The organism is Desulfurella amilsii, from assembly GCF_002119425.1.
Lineage (GTDB): Bacteria > Campylobacterota_A > Desulfurellia > Desulfurellales > Desulfurellaceae > Desulfurella > Desulfurella amilsii.
The window spans coordinates 816,903-832,819 of record NZ_MDSU01000018.1; the positions used below are offsets into that span (position 1 = coordinate 816,903).

Annotated in this window: 29 protein-coding genes; all 29 read right to left on the minus strand. The window is 35.2% G+C overall.

All coding sequences use genetic code 11. The features are described from left to right. Nucleotides 1-16 precede the first annotated feature (16 nt). The 29 genes from infA to rpsL all read right to left on the minus strand — a co-directional run bounded on the left by infA (nt 17) and on the right by rpsL (nt 15,908). Complete coding sequence (infA, locus tag DESAMIL20_RS07670; RefSeq protein WP_086034250.1) at nt 17-235, minus strand: translation initiation factor IF-1; 219 nt, start codon at nt 233-235, stop codon at nt 17-19. 5 nt (nt 236-240) lie between these two features. After that, nucleotides 241-996: a type I methionyl aminopeptidase gene (gene map / locus DESAMIL20_RS07675; RefSeq protein WP_086034251.1), complete on the minus strand. Its 756-nt coding sequence runs from the start codon at nt 994-996 to the stop codon at nt 241-243. Further along, complete coding sequence (locus tag DESAMIL20_RS07680; RefSeq protein WP_086034252.1) at nt 993-1,640, minus strand: adenylate kinase; 648 nt, start codon at nt 1,638-1,640, stop codon at nt 993-995. The genes map and DESAMIL20_RS07680 overlap by 4 nt, the downstream gene beginning before the upstream one ends. Beyond that, nucleotides 1,641-2,933 carry a preprotein translocase subunit SecY gene (secY, locus tag DESAMIL20_RS07685; RefSeq protein WP_086034253.1) on the minus strand — a complete coding sequence of 431 codons (1,293 nt, stop codon included), beginning with the start codon at nt 2,931-2,933 and terminating at the stop codon, nt 1,641-1,643. Beyond that, on the minus strand, nt 2,933-3,367 hold the full coding sequence (gene rplO, locus DESAMIL20_RS07690) for a 50S ribosomal protein L15 (protein WP_086034254.1): 435 nt from the start codon (nt 3,365-3,367) through the stop codon (nt 2,933-2,935). The genes secY and rplO overlap by 1 nt, the downstream gene beginning before the upstream one ends. A gap of 37 nt (nt 3,368-3,404) precedes the next feature. Continuing rightward, on the minus strand, nt 3,405-3,584 hold the full coding sequence (rpmD, locus tag DESAMIL20_RS07695; protein WP_086034255.1) for a 50S ribosomal protein L30: 180 nt from the start codon (nt 3,582-3,584) through the stop codon (nt 3,405-3,407). Continuing rightward, nucleotides 3,581-4,051 (minus strand): 30S ribosomal protein S5, encoded by a 471-nt coding sequence (gene rpsE, locus DESAMIL20_RS07700; RefSeq protein ID WP_086034256.1) that lies wholly within the window; start codon nt 4,049-4,051, stop codon nt 3,581-3,583. The genes rpmD and rpsE overlap by 4 nt, the downstream gene beginning before the upstream one ends. Before the next feature lie 9 nt (nt 4,052-4,060). After that, nucleotides 4,061-4,426, minus strand: a complete 366-nt coding sequence (gene rplR / locus DESAMIL20_RS07705) for a 50S ribosomal protein L18 (protein WP_086034257.1) — start codon at nt 4,424-4,426, stop codon at nt 4,061-4,063. Nucleotides 4,427-4,434: 8 nt separating this feature from the next. Next, nucleotides 4,435-4,983, minus strand: coding sequence for a 50S ribosomal protein L6 (gene rplF, locus DESAMIL20_RS07710; protein WP_086034258.1), 549 nt, complete (start codon nt 4,981-4,983; stop codon nt 4,435-4,437). 9 nt (nt 4,984-4,992) lie between these two features. Continuing rightward, nucleotides 4,993-5,385 (minus strand): 30S ribosomal protein S8, encoded by a 393-nt coding sequence (gene rpsH, locus DESAMIL20_RS07715; RefSeq protein WP_086034259.1) that lies wholly within the window; start codon nt 5,383-5,385, stop codon nt 4,993-4,995. A 9-nt stretch (nt 5,386-5,394) separates the two neighbouring features. Continuing rightward, on the minus strand, nt 5,395-5,580 hold the full coding sequence (locus tag DESAMIL20_RS07720; RefSeq protein WP_086034260.1) for a type Z 30S ribosomal protein S14: 186 nt from the start codon (nt 5,578-5,580) through the stop codon (nt 5,395-5,397). A gap of 8 nt (nt 5,581-5,588) precedes the next feature. Then, nucleotides 5,589-6,125: a 50S ribosomal protein L5 gene (gene rplE, locus DESAMIL20_RS07725; RefSeq protein WP_086034738.1), complete on the minus strand. Its 537-nt coding sequence runs from the start codon at nt 6,123-6,125 to the stop codon at nt 5,589-5,591. A 31-nt stretch (nt 6,126-6,156) separates the two neighbouring features. Continuing rightward, on the minus strand, nt 6,157-6,489 hold the full coding sequence (gene rplX / locus DESAMIL20_RS07730) for a 50S ribosomal protein L24 (RefSeq protein WP_409212529.1): 333 nt from the start codon (nt 6,487-6,489) through the stop codon (nt 6,157-6,159). An 11-nt stretch (nt 6,490-6,500) separates the two neighbouring features. Beyond that, complete coding sequence (gene rplN / locus DESAMIL20_RS07735; protein ID WP_086034261.1) at nt 6,501-6,869, minus strand: 50S ribosomal protein L14; 369 nt, start codon at nt 6,867-6,869, stop codon at nt 6,501-6,503. After that, a complete protein-coding gene (gene rpsQ, locus DESAMIL20_RS07740) occupies nt 6,866-7,129 on the minus strand; it encodes a 30S ribosomal protein S17 (protein WP_086034262.1) in 264 nt (87 codons plus the stop codon). Before rpsQ ends, rplN begins: the two co-directional genes overlap by 4 nt. Continuing rightward, nucleotides 7,126-7,320: a 50S ribosomal protein L29 gene (gene rpmC, locus DESAMIL20_RS07745; RefSeq protein WP_086034263.1), complete on the minus strand. Its 195-nt coding sequence runs from the start codon at nt 7,318-7,320 to the stop codon at nt 7,126-7,128. Before rpmC ends, rpsQ begins: the two co-directional genes overlap by 4 nt. Further along, a complete protein-coding gene (gene rplP, locus DESAMIL20_RS07750; RefSeq protein ID WP_086034264.1) occupies nt 7,317-7,739 on the minus strand; it encodes a 50S ribosomal protein L16 in 423 nt (140 codons plus the stop codon). Before rplP ends, rpmC begins: the two co-directional genes overlap by 4 nt. Before the next feature lie 12 nt (nt 7,740-7,751). Further along, nucleotides 7,752-8,378, minus strand: coding sequence for a 30S ribosomal protein S3 (gene rpsC / locus DESAMIL20_RS07755; protein WP_086034265.1), 627 nt, complete (start codon nt 8,376-8,378; stop codon nt 7,752-7,754). Continuing rightward, on the minus strand, nt 8,362-8,712 hold the full coding sequence (gene rplV / locus DESAMIL20_RS07760; protein ID WP_086034266.1) for a 50S ribosomal protein L22: 351 nt from the start codon (nt 8,710-8,712) through the stop codon (nt 8,362-8,364). The genes rpsC and rplV overlap by 17 nt, the downstream gene beginning before the upstream one ends. A 33-nt stretch (nt 8,713-8,745) precedes the next feature. Continuing rightward, entirely contained in the window at nt 8,746-9,027 is a 282-nt protein-coding gene (rpsS, locus tag DESAMIL20_RS07765; protein WP_086034267.1) for a 30S ribosomal protein S19, read from the minus strand. Nucleotides 9,028-9,035: 8 nt separating this feature from the next. After that, a complete protein-coding gene (gene rplB / locus DESAMIL20_RS07770; protein WP_086034268.1) occupies nt 9,036-9,857 on the minus strand; it encodes a 50S ribosomal protein L2 in 822 nt (273 codons plus the stop codon). A 12-nt stretch (nt 9,858-9,869) separates the two neighbouring features. Beyond that, the gene (gene rplW, locus DESAMIL20_RS07775; RefSeq protein ID WP_086034269.1) at nt 9,870-10,142 is read right to left on the minus strand and encodes a 50S ribosomal protein L23; all 273 of its coding nucleotides are present in this window, start codon (nt 10,140-10,142) and stop codon (nt 9,870-9,872) included. Further along, a complete protein-coding gene (gene rplD / locus DESAMIL20_RS07780; RefSeq protein ID WP_086034270.1) occupies nt 10,135-10,761 on the minus strand; it encodes a 50S ribosomal protein L4 in 627 nt (208 codons plus the stop codon). Before rplD ends, rplW begins: the two co-directional genes overlap by 8 nt. Nucleotides 10,762-10,763: 2 nt before the next feature. Next, the gene (gene rplC, locus DESAMIL20_RS07785; RefSeq protein WP_086034271.1) at nt 10,764-11,387 is read right to left on the minus strand and encodes a 50S ribosomal protein L3; all 624 of its coding nucleotides are present in this window, start codon (nt 11,385-11,387) and stop codon (nt 10,764-10,766) included. 69 nt (nt 11,388-11,456) lie between these two features. Then, on the minus strand, nt 11,457-11,762 hold the full coding sequence (rpsJ, locus tag DESAMIL20_RS07790) for a 30S ribosomal protein S10 (protein WP_086034272.1): 306 nt from the start codon (nt 11,760-11,762) through the stop codon (nt 11,457-11,459). An 11-nt stretch (nt 11,763-11,773) separates the two neighbouring features. Continuing rightward, on the minus strand, nt 11,774-12,964 hold the full coding sequence (tuf, locus tag DESAMIL20_RS07795) for an elongation factor Tu (protein WP_086034273.1): 1,191 nt from the start codon (nt 12,962-12,964) through the stop codon (nt 11,774-11,776). Nucleotides 12,965-12,976: 12 nt separating this feature from the next. Then, a complete protein-coding gene (gene fusA / locus DESAMIL20_RS07800) occupies nt 12,977-15,049 on the minus strand; it encodes an elongation factor G (RefSeq protein ID WP_086034274.1) in 2,073 nt (690 codons plus the stop codon). Nucleotides 15,050-15,058: 9 nt separating this feature from the next. Beyond that, nucleotides 15,059-15,526: a 30S ribosomal protein S7 gene (gene rpsG / locus DESAMIL20_RS07805; protein ID WP_086034275.1), complete on the minus strand. Its 468-nt coding sequence runs from the start codon at nt 15,524-15,526 to the stop codon at nt 15,059-15,061. Next, nucleotides 15,507-15,908, minus strand: coding sequence for a 30S ribosomal protein S12 (rpsL, locus tag DESAMIL20_RS07810; protein ID WP_086034276.1), 402 nt, complete (start codon nt 15,906-15,908; stop codon nt 15,507-15,509). The genes rpsG and rpsL overlap by 20 nt, the downstream gene beginning before the upstream one ends. Nucleotides 15,909-15,917: the final 9 nt, after the last annotated feature.

Sequence of the window (15,917 nt, forward strand, 5' to 3'; positions counted from 1 at the left end):
TTAACCTCCATTGTTCTTACTTGTATCTATAAATTATTCTACCCTTTTCTATACTGTAGGGTGAAATTTCCAACTTTACTTTATCACCTGGCAAAATCTTAATAAAATGCATGCGCATCTTACCTGCAACATGTGCCAACACTATATGGTTATTGTCAAGCTTTACTCTAAACATTGCATTTGGTAGTGCCTCTATAACCTCACCTTCAACCACAACTGGCTTTTCTTTTGCCATAAAAATTAATTCTCCTTGCTTAATATTACAGGACCATCTTCCAAAATTGCTATAGTGTGCTCAAAATGAGCTGATGGCATTCTGTCTTTTGTTACGACACACCAACCGTCTTTTTTTGCTTCAATTTCATAAGAACCCATGTTTACCATTGGTTCAATTGCTATCGTCATACCTACTTTAAGTAAAATATTGAAGCCCTTTTCTGGAACATAATTGGGGACTTGAGGCTCTTCATGTAAATTTTTGCCTATACCATGACCAACATAATCTCTAACAACACTAAATCCTTGTGACTCCACATATATTTGAATCGCTCTTGATATATCAAATAAATAATTACCCACTTTAGCTTGTTCAATACCTTTATATAAAGAATTACGCGTTACGTCAATAAGTTTTTGTTTGGCTTTCGAAATACTGCCCACACCAACAGTTATAGCCGAATCTCCACAAAAACCATCATAAAATAAACCAAAGTCTAAGCTGACTATATCACCTTCTTTCAGAATTTTTTTCTTTGATGGAATACCATGAACAACTTCTTCATTAACAGAAACACACAACGCGTTTGGAAAACCTCCATACCCTAAAAAAACAGGCTTTGCACCCAACTTATCAGAGTAAGCCATTGCAAACCTATCAAGATCATATGTTGTTATACCAGGTCTCACTTCATTTTTCAACATATTTAGAACTTCGGCTACCATTGCATTTACAACGCGCATTTTTTTTATTTCTTGTTTTGATTTTAAAATAATCATAAGTCGCCTAGTATCTTTGATATTCTTGTAAAAACTTCGTCCACATTACCTAAACCACTTATTGAGCTTAACTTCCCCTGCTTTTCATAATAATCAATTAGCGGTTTCGTGTGTTCCTTAAAAACTTTTAATCTATTTTCTACAGTTTCTTTTGTATCATCGCTACGTTGGACCAATTTAGAACCACAAATATCGCATATCATATCTTGTCTTGGTGGCTTATTTTTCAAGTGATAAATAGCTCCGCAAGTTGGACAAACCCTTCTTAGTGTTAATCTTTCTACGATTTCATCATTAGCAACATCAATATATATTACTCTATCAAGATTTAAACTTTTTCGTTCTATCATTTTATCAAAGCTTTTTGCTTGCTCAATCGTTCTTGGAAATCCATCCAATAGGAAACCATTTGCACAATCAGTTTTTGATATACGGTTTTCTATCATTTTAATAATAAGTTCATCTGGAACAAGTTCGCCTTTTTCCATGTATTTTTTTGCCTTCTCTCCAAGATCGGTTTGGGTTTTTACTTCATTTCTTAATATATCCCCTGTAGATATTTGCACAATTGAAAATTTTTTAGCAATATTTTCCGATTGAGTACCTTTTCCTACGCCTGGAGCTCCAAGTAGTACTACGATCACCTATCTACCCCCTTTTTTCAAAAAACCATCATAGTTTCTCATATAAAGATGAGCCTGTATTTGCATTATTGTGTCAAGCGCAACCTGCACAACAATCAATAAAGCAGTACCACCAAAATAAAATGGCACGCTAAAATGCGACATTAATATCCATGGTAATACACAAACAAAGGACAAATATATACCACCTACAAATGTAAGCCTTGTAAGTATCCAATCCAAAAAATCCGCAGTGTATTTACCCGGTCTTATGCCTGGGATAAACCCACCATTTTTTTTAAGATTGTCTGCCACATCTTTTGGATTAAAAGCAATAGATGTGTAAAAGTAAGCAAAGAAAAAAATCAAAATTACATAAAAAACATTATAAATTAAACCACCAGGATTCAGCAAGTTAGAAATTTTTTGAACCATAGGCACATTGATTACTTTAGCTATTGTTGCAGGAAAAAGCATTATAGAAGAAGCAAAAATTGGTGGTATTACGCCTGACACATTGATTTTTAATGGAATATAGCTACTTTGCGCATTGTAGAGACGCTTACCCACCATTCTTCTTGGGTACTGCACGCTTACTCTTCTTTGAGCTAACTCGACAAATACAATTAGCGCAATCACACCTATTACAACTACAAATATTAACAGCAATGCAAGTATAGACATATCACCAGAGCTTACCAAGTTAAAAGTATTACCTATAGCGGATGGAAGTCTTGCAATAATACCAGCAAAAATAATAAGAGATATACCATTTCCAATACCACGTTCTGTTATTTGCTCGCCAAGCCACATTAAAAAAATGGTACCGGTTGTCAATGTTATATCAGCAAATATTATAAACCCAATACCGTGCCAAATGACAACGGGAATGCCATTAGGTCCATGCATGGATTGCAGACCAATTGCGATACCGATACCTTGTAAAAGCGATATGACAACCGTTAAGTACCTTGTATACTCTGATATTTTTCTTCTACCTGATTCGCCTTCTTTTTTTAATTTCGCAAGCTCTGGACTGACAGCAGTAAATAACTCCAAAATAATAGCAGCAGAAATATAAGGCATAATGCCTAATGAAACTATGCTAAAGTTGCTAATAGCGCCACCGCTAAAAAGGTTAAATAACCCAAGCGCTGTTGATTGATTTTGATTTACAAGTGCAGACAACACATGAGTGTCTACACCTGGGGTTGGTATGTGTGCTGCTAACCTAAATATGATAAACATAATAAGGGTAAATAACAACCTTTTGTTTAATTCGGGTACGTTAAACATATTTGAATAGTCTTGCATTAAAGAACCTCAAACGTAGCGTTTGCTTGTTCAATTTTACTCATGGCTTGCTTAGAAAATGCGTGAGCTTTAATATTCAATTTTTTAGATAAAGCCCCATTTCCAAGAATTTTTACTAATTTATTACCGCTAGCCAATCCTTTAGATGTTAGTATTTCAAGCGTAACCTGGTCATTGTCATTAAAGTGTTTATCTAATGTATTAAGATTTACAATGTCATACTCTACTTTAAAATTATTTTTAAATCCTCTTTTAGGTAATCTTCTATAGATAGGTGTCTGACCGCCTTCATAATACACAGGTAAATGCCCATGGCCACTTCTAGCCCTTTCACCTTTATTGCCTTTGCCTGCTGTTGTGCCATAGCCACTTGCATCACCTCTTCCAACTCTTTTGCGCTTTTGTACTATTTTTGGTAATTCATATAAATGCATATTAATCTCCTTATTCAACTTATTCAACTTATTCAACTTATTCAACTTCTTCTACTTTAACCATATAGTATAATTTTTTTATCATTCCTTTAATGTACGGTGTATCTTTTCTTAGAACAAACTGGTTTGGCCTTTTTAAACCAAGAGACCTTGCTATTTTTTTTATTTTATCCTTTTGCCCAATATAACTTCTTGTCATAGTTATTTTAAGAGTCATTGCACTAGTCCCCTTCCTTCAAATATTTCTTCTTTACTCTTTAATAATTGAAGAGCCTTAATAACTGCATTAGCTAAATTAAATGGATTACTTGAGCCAATGGATTTTGTAACTATATTTTTAATACCACATGCTTCCAAAATATATCTTGCGGTATTGCCTGCAATTACACCAGTTCCTGGTTGTGCCGGTTTCAACAACACCACGCCAGAACCTTGTTTAACTTGAATTATATGTGGTATGCTACCATCTTTTGTAATAGGTACTCTAAACATTTCTTTTTTAGCTTTTTCTATGGCTTTTTTTATAGCCTCTGAAACTTCTTTTGATTTACCAAGCGCAATGCCTACTTGACCGTTTGAATCGCCGACCACAACTAGTGCATTAAACCTAAATCTTCTACCACCTTTTACTACCTTAGCAACTCTTCCAACTTTGATAACATGCTCTTGAAAACTTTTATCCACTTAAACCTCCTAAAATATCAAACCGCCTTCTCTTGCAGCATCTGCTAAGGCTTTAACTTTGCCATGATACAAGTAGCCATTTCTATCAAAAACAACACTTGATATGTCCTTTTCCGTTGCTTTTTTAGCCAAAATCGCTCCAACTAACTTTGCAGTTTCAATATTACAACCTTTAACTTTGCCTTGTAACTGGTTATCCAAACTTGAAACACTCACGATTGTTTTGCCACTTGCATCATCAATAATTTGAGCATATATATGATTTAAACTTTTGAATACACATAACCTCGGTTTTTCTAATGTGCCTCTTATTTTATACTTCAAACGAACTTTTCTGGCTAATCGAAGTTTATTTCTACTGCGTTTCTTTAACATTCAACCTCCTATTTTCCTGCGGCTTTACCAGCTTTCCTTCTGACTTTCTCGTCTTTGTATCTAATACCTTTACCCTTATATGGTTCAACTTTTTTAAATGCCCTCATGTCAGCTGCAACCTGACCAACTAAATATTTGTCAATCCCATATATTGTTACGTTTGTGCCAGTTTTATCTACTTCCACAGTTATACCATCTGGTATTGGGTAAAAAATCTCATGAGAAAATCCAAGATTTAACTTAACTCTCTTCGATTCAACATTTGCTTTATAGCCAACACCCTCTATTATCAATTCTTTTTTAAAACCATTAGTTACACCCACAACGGCATTTGCAATCAAGCTCCTGTACAAACCGTGAAAAGCGTTTGCTTTTTTATTTTCCTCGTTTATGTTTTTAATAATTAAAGTATCCCCTTCTTTTACTACTTCAATAAATTCTGATTTAAAGGTTTGTGTTGCAACACCCCTTGGGCCTTTAATCGTAACTTTGTCTTTTTCTATGTTTAGATCGATATTTTTTGGTATATCAATAACTTTTTTGCCTATACGAGACATACTTTCCTCCTAAAACAGCTCACAAATCAACTCTCCGCCCAGTTTTCTCTTTTTTGCCTGATAAGTTGTCATAACACCTTGGTTTGTTGATATGATACCCATTCCTAAACCACTCATAACAGGCTTTATATCTTGCGACTTAACATAAATTCTTCTTGATGGTTTACTTATAAACTTCATTGTGCTTAAAACCGGTTTTTTTCGTTTTTCATCTAAATATTGTAATTCTACTTTTATTTGTGTTTTTAAAGGATTAATTATTTCATAATTTTTTATGTAGCCCTCTTTTTTTAATATCTCACAAACATTTTTCACCATACTATTGCCATATATTACTACTTCGGTTTTTTTTGTTGATAGCGCATTCTTTATAGCCGATAATGAATCACTTATTCTATTCATTGTTACTCCTTACCAACTAGCCTTGGTTATACCTGGAATTTCTCCCTTTGAAGCTAAGTTTCTAAAACAAATTCTACAAATGCCAAAATCCCTAATATAACCTCTTGATCTTCCGCATATATTGCACCTATTTTTAGTTCTTACTTTAAATTTTGGATTTTTTTTAGATTTTTCAATCATTGCCTTTCTAGCCATTAAACCTCCTAACTCGCTTTAGCAAAGGGCATACCAAAAGCTTTTAATAATTCGAAAGCTTCCTCGTCGCTCTTTGATGTAGTAACAAAAGAAATGCTTATCCCATGCATTTTAAGTATTTTATCGTAGTTAATTTCTGGGAAAATCAACTGTTCTGTAACGCCAAGGGTGTAATTTCCACGACCATCAAAATTCTTTTTAGAAACGCCTCTAAAATCTCTAATTCTTGGTAAACTAAAACTAATAAATCGTTCTAAAAACTCATACATTCTATCCTTTCTTAACGTTACTTTGCAACCTATTGTTTGACCTTTTCTCAGCTTGAAATTTGCAATAGAATTCTTTGCTCTTGTAATTACACCTTTTTGACCAGTTATGGCAGCAATCTCTTCAAGTGCTGAATCCAATATTTTTATATCGGTTGCACCTTCTGCCATGCCAATATTTAATACAATTTTCTCTAATTTAGGAACTTGCATAACATTTTTATAAGAAAATTTCTGCATAATGTATGGTATCACATTTTCCTTATAGTATTTTTTCATATTTGGTATATACAACTTAGGACCTCCGCTATTATATGGTTTCGTTGCATTTTTGACAAACCCTTACTTTTGTGCCATCATCTAAAAATTTACTTGCAATACGTGTAGGTTTATTACAATGAGGACATACTAACATTACATTAGATATATCAATAGGCGCCTCTTTCTCTATTATGCCACCCTTTGATGTTTGAGTTGCTTTTTCGTGTTTTTTTATAATTTTCACACCTTCAACTATTGCTCTGTTCTTTTTTGGCACAAAGGATATAATTTTCCCTATTTTTCCTTTGTCTTTGCCGGTTATTACTTTAACTAAGTCACCTTTTTTAAGTTTAGTTCTCATGTTTGAATACACACTAGACATAATTTAACTCCTTATAGAACCTCTGGTGCAAGAGATATAATCTTCATAAAATCCTTCATTCTTAGCTCTCTTACAACTGGCCCAAAAATTCTTGTCCCTATTGGCTCTTTTTGATTATTAATTATCACTGCAGCGTTTTCGTCAAATCTGATATATGAGCCATCATCTCTTCTAAATTCTTTTTTGGTTCTGACAATTACTGCCTTTACAACATCGCCTTTTTTTACTTTGCCATTAGGTATAGCTTCTTTAACAGATGCCACTATAACATCGCCAACATAAGCATATCTTCTTTTTGATCCGCCAAGAACCTTTATACACATTATTTTTTTTGCTCCAGAATTATCAGCTGATTTTAGCATTGTAAAAGGTTGTATCATATTTCTTCTCCTAACCCAACATATCGTTGCACAATTTTAAGCAACCTAAAGCTTTTTTCTTTGGATATAGGTCTGCAGCTTATAAATTGGACAACATCACCCACTTTTGATTCATTTTGCTCATCGTGAATCTTAAATTTTTTTGTTTTTTTAACATACTTCTTAATCTTTGTGTGTAATTTATATTCTTCAATCCTAACTACTCTAGTTTTGTCCATCTTGTCACTAAGGACAACACCTTCTCCAATAAACCTGCTCATAATTCTTTCTCCAATTGCTTAACTCTTGTTAACGCGCGTGCTAAATCTTTTTTTAAATTTTTAATTCTCTTAGGATTTTCTAGTTGTTCGAAACCTTTTTTTAGCCTTAAACGCATAAGCTCTTCTCTTATCTTTTGTTCTGATTCTTTCAAGGCTTTTATATCCAATTCTTTGGCATCATTTTTCTTCATAGCCACTCCCCACTTTTTACAAATTTTGTATTAATGTTAAGCTTAGAAGAAGCCAACTCAAATGCACTTTTAGCTAGTTCTTCACTAACTCCCCCAACTTCATACAAAATTCTTCCGGGTTTTATGACACAAACCCATTTCTCAATAGAACCTTTTCCTTTTCCCATTCTTGTCTCTGCTGGTTTTTTTGTAAGAGGAAAATCGGGAAATATTCTAATCCAAAGCTTACCTTGATGTTTAAGCCTTCTATTTATTGCAACCCTTGCTGCTTCTATTTGATTACTTGTTATTTCACCTCTTCCAATCGCTTTTAACCCAAACTCACCAAAAGCAAGCTGACTTCCTCTTTTTGTTAAACCTTCTACGCCATGTCGGTTGCGTTGATATTTTCTAAATTTCGTTTTCTTTGGCATTAACATAAAACAACTCCTTTAATCCATTACATAACCTTTAAATACCCAAACTTTTATACCTATTATGCCAGCCGTTGTCAAACTTTCAGCAAACCCGTAATCAATATTTGCTCTAAGTGTGGTAAGCGGTACCCGACCTTCCTTTAGCCACTCTGTTCTAGCCATCTCAACTCCACCTAATTTGCCAGCACACTGTATCTTTATGCCTTGAGCGCCTTTTCTTTGAGCTAAGTATGCCGCTTTTTTCATTGCCCTTCTAAAGTGTGTTCTCTTCTCAATTTGTAAAGCAATATTTTCTGCTATCAACTGTGCGTCAGTTTCAGGCGTATTGACTTCTCTAATATTTACTGACACTTCTGACTTAGTAATGTCATCAACAAAGTTTTTAATCTTTTCAACTTCCGAGCCTTTTTTACCTATTAAAATACCTGGCCTTGCTGCATATATATTTAGTGTCAACTTGTTCATTTTTCTTTCTATTTCTATATTTGAAATACCAGCATAATATAGCTTTGCTTTAACTTCTTTTCTTATTTTTTGATCTTCTAACAACTTGTCCTTAAAATTGCTTTTTGCAAACCATCTTGATGACCAGCTTCTTATTATCCCTAACCTTAATCCAATCGGGTTAACCTTTTGACCCAAAACCCACCTCCTTTGCCAACACGAGCTTTATGTTTGTGCTTCTCTTTAAGATCTTTCCTGCGCGCCCCATTGCCATCGGTCTGAATCTTTTTAACCTTATGCCATCATCTGCGCATACTGTCTTTACATAAAATTTATTAGGGTCTTCACCTTTTTCTAAGCAACCAGCAATAGCTGATTCCAACAATTTTGAAAGAATGAAAGCGCTTTTTTTAGGAACAAGTTTCAATATAGATACAGCTTCATTTGCTTTTTTACCTTTTATTAAACTTGTTACTTGTCTAACTTTAATGGGCGATATTCTTGCCCTTGATAACTTCACCGTATGTTCCACTTACATTACCCCCATGGTTTGTTTATTTATCAGCTACTTACCTATTTTCTTTTGAACTACGCCTTTATGGCCTTTAAAAGTCCTTGTTGGTGAAAATTCACCTAGTTTGTAGCCAACCATATTTTCTGTAACGTATACAGGTATAAATTTTCTACCGTTGTGCACTCCAAATGTTAAACCAACAAACTCAGGCACAATAACACTTCTTCTAGACCATGTTTTTATTATTGTTTTTTTGCCTTCTATTTTTGCTTGACTAGCTTTCTTAAGTAGCTTTTCATCAACAAATGGCCCTTTTTTTATTGACCTTGCCATCTAACCCCCTAATTAATTCTCTTAATGATAAATTTATCGGTACGTTTATTGTGCCTTGTTTTGTAACCTTTTGTTGGTTTACCCCACGGTGTTACTGGTGTGCCGCCAGTGCCTGTTTTACCTTCGCCACCGCCATGAGGATGATCAATTGGGTTCATTGCCACGCCTCTAACGTGTGGTCTTCTTCCCATATGTCTTATTCTTCCTGCTTTACCATAGTTTATATTATTCTGGTCGATATTTCCAACCTGGCCAATAGTTGCGTAGCAATCAGCCAACACATACCTCATCTCACCACTTGGTAATTTTAAGGTAACATATTTGCCTTCTTTTGCCATTAACTGAGCAAATGTCCCGGCACCTCTTGCTAATTTCCCACCACCATTGATTTTTAACTCTATATTGTGAATAAAACTGCCAACAGGAATTTTCCTGAGAGGAAGAGCATTTCCAACTTTTGGCTCAATATTCTCACCAGCTTGAACCTTATCATTCACATTCAAGCCAACAGGAGCCAAAATATATCTTTTCTCACCATCTTTATACGACAGCAAAGCTATTCTGGCGCTTCGATTTGGATCGTATTCTATAGCTTTAACTACTGCTTCTATATCTCTTTTATCTCTTTTAAAATCAATAATACGATATAGATTTCTTGTGCCACCACCTCGAAACCTTATTGTTATATGTCCTTTATTATTTCTACCAGATTTCTTTTTTAAGACTACAGTTAGAGATTTTTCAGGCTCCGTTTTTGTTATTTCACTAAAATCACTGCCACTTGCAAACCTCATGCCGTTTGTAACCGGTTTAAAGAACTTTATCCCCATAATATCCCCTTTTTATAAATTTATATTGTAGCCTTTTTTGAGTGTAACCACACATTTTTTTTTCGAATTTTTTTTGCCAATTATACTCCTAAAAACCTTTAATTTCCCCTTAGAGTTAAGTACATTTACATCATTAACTTTCACATTAAAAATAGATTCAATTGATTTTTTTATTTCAGGCTTGGTAGCATTTACTGGCACATAAAACTCATATTTATTAAACTCTTGCATCATAAGAGCTTTTTCTGAAACTACTCGGCCTTGAATAATACTCCATTTATCCATTGGTAAATCTCCTGCTTAATTTTTCAAAAGTATCCTTTGTTGTCACAACTTTGGGAAATCTAATTAAATCATAAACATTAACACTATCAACATTTCTAACCTCAACTAATTTTAAATTCCTTAGCGACAAATAAGCATTCAACATGTTTTTATCTAAAATAAACAAGGATTTTTCAGCATCAAGTTTTTTTACCAATTCAGAGGCTAATTTTGTTTTTGGTTTTTCAAAGTTTAAATCATTAAGCACCATAAGAGTTTTTGCCTCAATATGATCCATTAACACTTCCAAAAAAGCTTTTCTTTTTTCTTTTTTATTTATTTTTAATTCAAAATCAGTTTTTGGCTTTGGACCAAAAATAACGCCACCACCTCTAAATAACGGTGATCTAATTGAGCCAGCTCTAGCTCTACCCGTACCTTTTTGCTTCCAAGGTTTTTTACCACCGCCTGAGACTTCACCTCTTGTTTTAGTCGAAGCCGTCCATTGTCTTTTATTAGCCAGCAAAACTCTTACCACTCTATTTACAACAACACCTGACTTCTTTGACGGTTTATAATTAAGATCAAAATCCATTTCACCAACCTTATTAATATCTTTATCAAAATACTCTATTTTCATGATTATTTCTCCTTCTTGCTCAATAAGGTGACATAAGAACCCCTAGAACCAGGCACAGCACCACTTACAGCTATAATATTTTTTTCTTTATCAATAAAGACAACTTTCAGGTTTTTAATTGTCACACGCTCATTTCCTAAGTGTCCAGGCATTTTTTTACCTTTTATAACCCTACCTGGCCATTCTCTATTTCCAATTGAGCCTACCCTTCTATTAAACATTGAGCCATGACCACCCGGACCACCGGCAAAGTTATACCTTTTCATTGCGCCAGCAAAGCCCTTGCCTTTTGATATACCTAAAACATCAATTTGATCACCTACATTAAAAATATCAATTTCGATTTTGTTACCCAATGTAAAATCATTTGTATCTTTAATCTTAAACTCTTTTAGATATTTTTTGGGTGTGGCGTTTGATTTTTTTAAATGGCCGAGTTGTGCTTTTGTTATTCTGATTTCTTTTGTATCAACAAAACCAACCTGAATAGCATCATACCCATCATTATCTTTCGTCTTAATTTGGGTAACGATGGCAGGTTCTGCTTCCAAAACCGTTACAGCAACCGCATTACCCTCTACAAAAATTCTAGACATCCCAATCTTTTTTGCAATCAGTCCTACCATATCTTAACTCCTATAATCTATACATCAAGAGGCAGTGAAACCAAAAGGTTTTTACCTCTTTTTTAACTTCTAAAGTTTAACCTCTACGTCTACACCAGCGGCCAAATCAATTTTCATCAAAGCATCAACAGTTTGTTGAGTAGCTTCGTCTATCTCTAAGAGTCTTTTGTGAACTCTCATTTCAAATTGCTCCCTTGAGGTTTTATTAACATGAGGTGATCTTAACACTGTATACTTTGAAATATCAGTTGGAAGTGGTATTGGTCCTCTTATAGTCGCCCCAGTTCTTTTAACAGTTTCAATTATATCTTTTACAGATCTATCCAACAATTTTGCTTCGTAAGCTCTAAGTTTAATTCTAATTTTTTGCGACATTCAAAACACCCTCACTTCATAATCTCAATTACTACACCAGCGCCAACAGTTTTACCACCTTCTCTTATAGCAAATCTTGTTTCTTTTTCAAGTGCTATTGGAGCAATTAGTTCTACTTCCATTTCCACATTATCACCTGGCATTACCATTTCTACACCTTCTTTGAGAACAACTGTGCCTGTTACATCTGTTGTTCTTACGTAGAATTGTGGCCTGTAGCCATTAAAGAATGGTGTGTGTCTGCCGCCTTCTTCTTTTGTTAGAATGTATACCTGAGCTTTAAATTTGGTATGTGGTGTAATGGAGCCTGGTTTTGCAAGGACCATACCGCGTTCTACTTCTTCTTTCTTTGTACCTCTTAAGAGTACGCCTACGTTATCTCCAGGTAATGCTTCATCAAGTATCTTTCTAAACATCTCAAGAGACGTTGCAACGGTCTTTTGTGTGGGTTTTAGACCTACTATTTCTACTTCATCGCCTGTCTTTATTACACCGCGCTCTACCCTACCTGTTACAACAGTGCCACGACCAGAGATTGTGAATATATCTTCGATTGGCATAAGGAATGGTTTAGCTGAATCACGTTCCGGTGTTGGGATATATTCATCTACCGCATTTATTAAGTCTTCTATGGCTTTAGTCCATTCATTATCTGAATCAGACTCTAATGCTTTTAGTGCGCTACCCCTTATAACTGGTACATCATCGCCTGGGAAGTTGTATTTGGAAAGTAGCTCTCTTACTTCCATTTCTACAAGGTCTATAAGTTCTGGATCATCGACCATGTCTATCTTATTTAAAAATACCACAATGTATGGCACACCAACCTGGCGGGCAAGCAAAATGTGCTCCCTTGTTTGTGGCATTGGACCATCTGCTGCTGAAACAACAAGTATTGCGCCGTCCATCTGGGCTGCACCTGTGATCATATTTTTTATGTAGTCAGCATGCCCTGGGCAATCAACATGTGCGTAGTGCCTTTTGGATGTCTCATACTCAACATGAGAAGTATTGATAGTAACACCCCTTTCTCTTTCTTCTGGAGCGTTATCTATTTGAGAGTAATCTTTAAACTCTGCAAAACCTTTTTTTGATAAAACCTTTGTTATAGCTGCAGTTAAAGTAGTCTTGCCATGATCAACGTGTCCAATTGTACCAATATTTACGTGAGGTTTGGTACGAACATATTTTTCCTTTGCCATAATGGAAACCTCCTAAACTTCTTTCTTTATTATCTTTTCTGCAATAGAGCTTGGAACTTCTTCATAAGTCGAAAACTGCATTACATAAGTACCACGGCCTTGAGTAATTGATCTCAAGGTTGTAGCATACCCAAACATTTCGCCAAGTGGTATATCAGCTCTAATAACTTTAACACCAGATTTATCTTCCATGTTTTTGATTTTACCTCTTCTTGAACTCAAGTCACCTATAACATCACCCAAATACTGCTCTGGCGAAGAAACCTCAACGTCCATAATGGGTTCCAATAAATAAGGCTTAGCAGCTTTAAGAGCTTCTTTGAAAGCCATAGAACCTGCTATCTTAAAAGCCATCTCGGATGAATCCACCTCATGGTATGATCCATCCACTAGCGTAGCAATAACATCTATTACCTCATAACCTGCTAAAACTCCATTCTCTGCAGCTTCTTTAACACCTTCCCCTATGGCAGGTATAAATTCTTTTGGTATAACACCTCCGACGATCTTATTAACAAATGTTATACCTTTGCCGCGTTCTTGTGGTCCAACTTCAAGCCAGACATCACCATACTGACCATGACCGCCAGTTTGGCGCACAAATTTACCCTGTTTTTTGACTTTAACTTTAATACTTTCTTTATATGCTACCTGCGGTTTGCCTGTATTTACATTTACATTAAATTCTCTTTTTAGTCTGTCTACAATAATTTCAAGATGAAGCTCCCCCATACCCGATATGATCGTTTGGGCCGTTTCTTCATCAAATTTTATCCTAAATGTAGGATCTTCTTCTGCTAATTTTTGAAGGCCATTTGATAACTTTTCCTGATCTGCTTTTGTTTTAGGTTCTACTGCGATAGATATTACAGGTTCTGGAAATTCCATAGCCTCAAGCACTATTGGTTCATCTTCAGCACACAATGTATCTCCTGTTGCAGTGTATTTTAAACCAATTGCTGCAACAATATCACCAGCATGTGCTTCTTCTATGTCTTCCCTTTTGTTTGAGTGCATCAAAAGAAGCCTTCCTATCCTTTCTTTTTTGCCTTTTGCGGAATTCAATATGTAAGAACCCGCTTTCAAAATTCCAGAATATATTCTTAAGTATGTAAGTTTACCTACATACGGATCGCTTAATATTTTAAAAGCCAAAGCACACAACGGCTCATTGTCATCTGGCTCTCTTTCCTCTTCTTCGCCTGATAAACCTTTTCCCTTAACTCCACCAACATCGATAGCTGATGGCAAATAAAGTGTTACAGCATCAAGCAATGGCTGAACGCCTTTGTTTTTAAAAGCACTACCACATAGCACTGGTGTACACTTTCCTGATAATGTAGCTTTTCTAATTGTAGTAATAATTTTACCTTCTGCTATTTCTTTGCCATCTAGATAATCCATCATTAATTCTTCATCAAAATCGGCTATTGTTTCAATCATTTTCGAACGATACTCTTTGGCTAACCCCAAAAGATCAGCAGGTATTTCTTTTTCGCTAAAGCTAGCACCAAGCACATCGGAATCCCAAATAATTGCCTTCATTTTAACTAGATCAACTACTCCTATAAAACTGCTTTCAGAACCAATTGGGATTTGTAATGCTATTGGTACAGATCCCAATTTTGTATTTATTTCTTTAACTACATTGAAAAAATTAGCACCAGTTCTATCCATTTTATTTACAAATGCAATTCTTGGGACATTGTATTTATTAGCTTGGCGCCAAACAGTTTCTGATTGGGGTTCAACGCCACTAACTGCACAAAAAACACCTACAGCACCATCAAGAACCCTTAAAGACCTTTCAACTTCTACTGTAAAGTCTACATGGCCTGGAGTATCTATTAGGTTAATCTTATAATCTTTCCAAAAGCATACGGTCGAAGCAGAGGTAATTGTAATACCTCGTTCTTTTTCTTGTTCCATCCAGTCCATTGTAGCTGTACCTTCATGTACTTCGCCAATTTTATGTGAAACGCCCGTATAGAACAAAATCCTCTCTGATGTTGTAGTTTTACCTGCGTCTATATGAGCTATAATTCCTATATTCCTAACTTTTTCCAAAGGGTACGCTCTACTCAAAATACCACCTCACCACTTATAGTGTGCAAAAGCTCGATTTGCTTCGGCCATCTTGTGCGTATCTTCTTTTTTCTTAACCGCTCCGCCTCTATTATTAAAAGCGTCTAAAATCTCGCCTGCTAATTTTTCAAACATTCTTTTTTCGTTTCTTGATCTTGAATAATTCACAAACCAACGAATAGCAAGGCTAACTTGTCTTTCTCTTCTTACCTCGACTGGCACTTGGTATGTTGCACCGCCAACCCTTCTTGGCCTAACCTCAAGCTTTGGCATAATATTGTTTAGTGCTTGTTCAAATACTTCTAAAGGATTTTGGCCAGTTTTTTCTTTTATTATATCAAAACTTTTATAAAATATCCTTTGAGCAAGAGATTTCTTACCATCGTACATTATTTTATTTATAGTTTTTTGAATTAATAAACTATTATAGACTAAATCGCTTTGTGTTTGTCTCTTTTCAGCTCTTCTTCTTCTCATTTACAGTACCTTCCTTCGGTTTTTTTGCTCCATACTTAGATCTGCTCTGTTTTCTGTCATTAACACCGGCAGTATCTAATGTACCTCTGATTATATGATACCTAACGCCTGGCAAATCCTTAACTCTGCCGCCCCTTACAAGAACAATTGAATGCTCTTGTAAATTGTGACCTTCGCCTGGTATGTATGCCGTTATTTCATATCCCGTAGTTAATTTAACCCTAGCAACCTTCCTTAAAGCCGAATTAGGCTTTTTTGGAGTAGTTGTATACACTCTTGTGCAAACACCTCTTCTTTGAGGACAATTCTGCAAAGCCAGTGTTTTTGTTTTTTCTTTAACTTTCTTTCTACCGATCCTAACTAACTGGTTAATAGTTGGCACCCATTACCT

Bases quoted from the DNA above. Each gene is read 5' to 3' on its own strand.
- rpmD (WP_086034255.1), bottom strand. From the start codon at position 3,584: ATGACTCTTAAAATAACTATGACAAGAAGTTATATTGGGCAAAAGGAT.
- rplP (WP_086034264.1), bottom strand. From the start codon at position 7,739: ATGTTAATGCCAAAGAAAACGAAATTTAGAAAATATCAACGCAACCGA.
- rpsJ (WP_086034272.1), bottom strand. From the start codon at position 11,762: ATGTCGCAAAAAATTAGAATTAAACTTAGAGCTTACGAAGCAAAATTG.
- tuf (WP_086034273.1), bottom strand. From the start codon at position 12,964: ATGGCAAAGGAAAAATATGTTCGTACCAAACCTCACGTAAATATTGGT.
- DESAMIL20_RS07720 (WP_086034260.1), bottom strand. From the start codon at position 5,580: ATGGCTAGAAAGGCAATGATTGAAAAATCTAAAAAAAATCCAAAATTT.
- rplX (WP_409212529.1), bottom strand. From the start codon at position 6,489: ATGTCTAGTGTGTATTCAAACATGAGAACTAAACTTAAAAAAGGTGAC.
- rpsG (WP_086034275.1), bottom strand. From the start codon at position 15,526: ATGAGAAGAAGAAGAGCTGAAAAGAGACAAACACAAAGCGATTTAGTC.
- rplE (WP_086034738.1), bottom strand. From the start codon at position 6,125: ATGAAAAAATACTATAAGGAAAATGTGATACCATACATTATGCAGAAA.
- rplR (WP_086034257.1), bottom strand. From the start codon at position 4,426: ATGTTAAAGAAACGCAGTAGAAATAAACTTCGATTAGCCAGAAAAGTT.
- rpsH (WP_086034259.1), bottom strand. From the start codon at position 5,385: ATGAATAGAATAAGTGATTCATTATCGGCTATAAAGAATGCGCTATCA.
- map (WP_086034251.1), bottom strand. From the start codon at position 996: ATGATTATTTTAAAATCAAAACAAGAAATAAAAAAAATGCGCGTTGTA.
- rplN (WP_086034261.1), bottom strand. From the start codon at position 6,869: ATGATACAACCTTTTACAATGCTAAAATCAGCTGATAATTCTGGAGCA.
- rplW (WP_086034269.1), bottom strand. From the start codon at position 10,142: ATGGATAAATGGAGTATTATTCAAGGCCGAGTAGTTTCAGAAAAAGCT.
- rplB (WP_086034268.1), bottom strand. From the start codon at position 9,857: ATGGGGATAAAGTTCTTTAAACCGGTTACAAACGGCATGAGGTTTGCA.
- rpsQ (WP_086034262.1), bottom strand. From the start codon at position 7,129: ATGAGCAGGTTTATTGGAGAAGGTGTTGTCCTTAGTGACAAGATGGAC.
- rplF (WP_086034258.1), bottom strand. From the start codon at position 4,983: ATGTCTCGTATAGGCAAAAAAGTTATTGATATACCAAAAAATATCGAT.
- rpsS (WP_086034267.1), bottom strand. From the start codon at position 9,027: ATGGCAAGGTCAATAAAAAAAGGGCCATTTGTTGATGAAAAGCTACTT.
- rplO (WP_086034254.1), bottom strand. From the start codon at position 3,367: ATGCATTTATATGAATTACCAAAAATAGTACAAAAGCGCAAAAGAGTT.
- infA (WP_086034250.1), bottom strand. From the start codon at position 235: ATGGCAAAAGAAAAGCCAGTTGTGGTTGAAGGTGAGGTTATAGAGGCA.
- rplC (WP_086034271.1), bottom strand. From the start codon at position 11,387: ATGGTAGGACTGATTGCAAAAAAGATTGGGATGTCTAGAATTTTTGTA.
- secY (WP_086034253.1), bottom strand. From the start codon at position 2,933: ATGCAAGACTATTCAAATATGTTTAACGTACCCGAATTAAACAAAAGG.
- rpmC (WP_086034263.1), bottom strand. From the start codon at position 7,320: ATGAAGAAAAATGATGCCAAAGAATTGGATATAAAAGCCTTGAAAGAA.
- rplD (WP_086034270.1), bottom strand. From the start codon at position 10,761: ATGAAAATAGAGTATTTTGATAAAGATATTAATAAGGTTGGTGAAATG.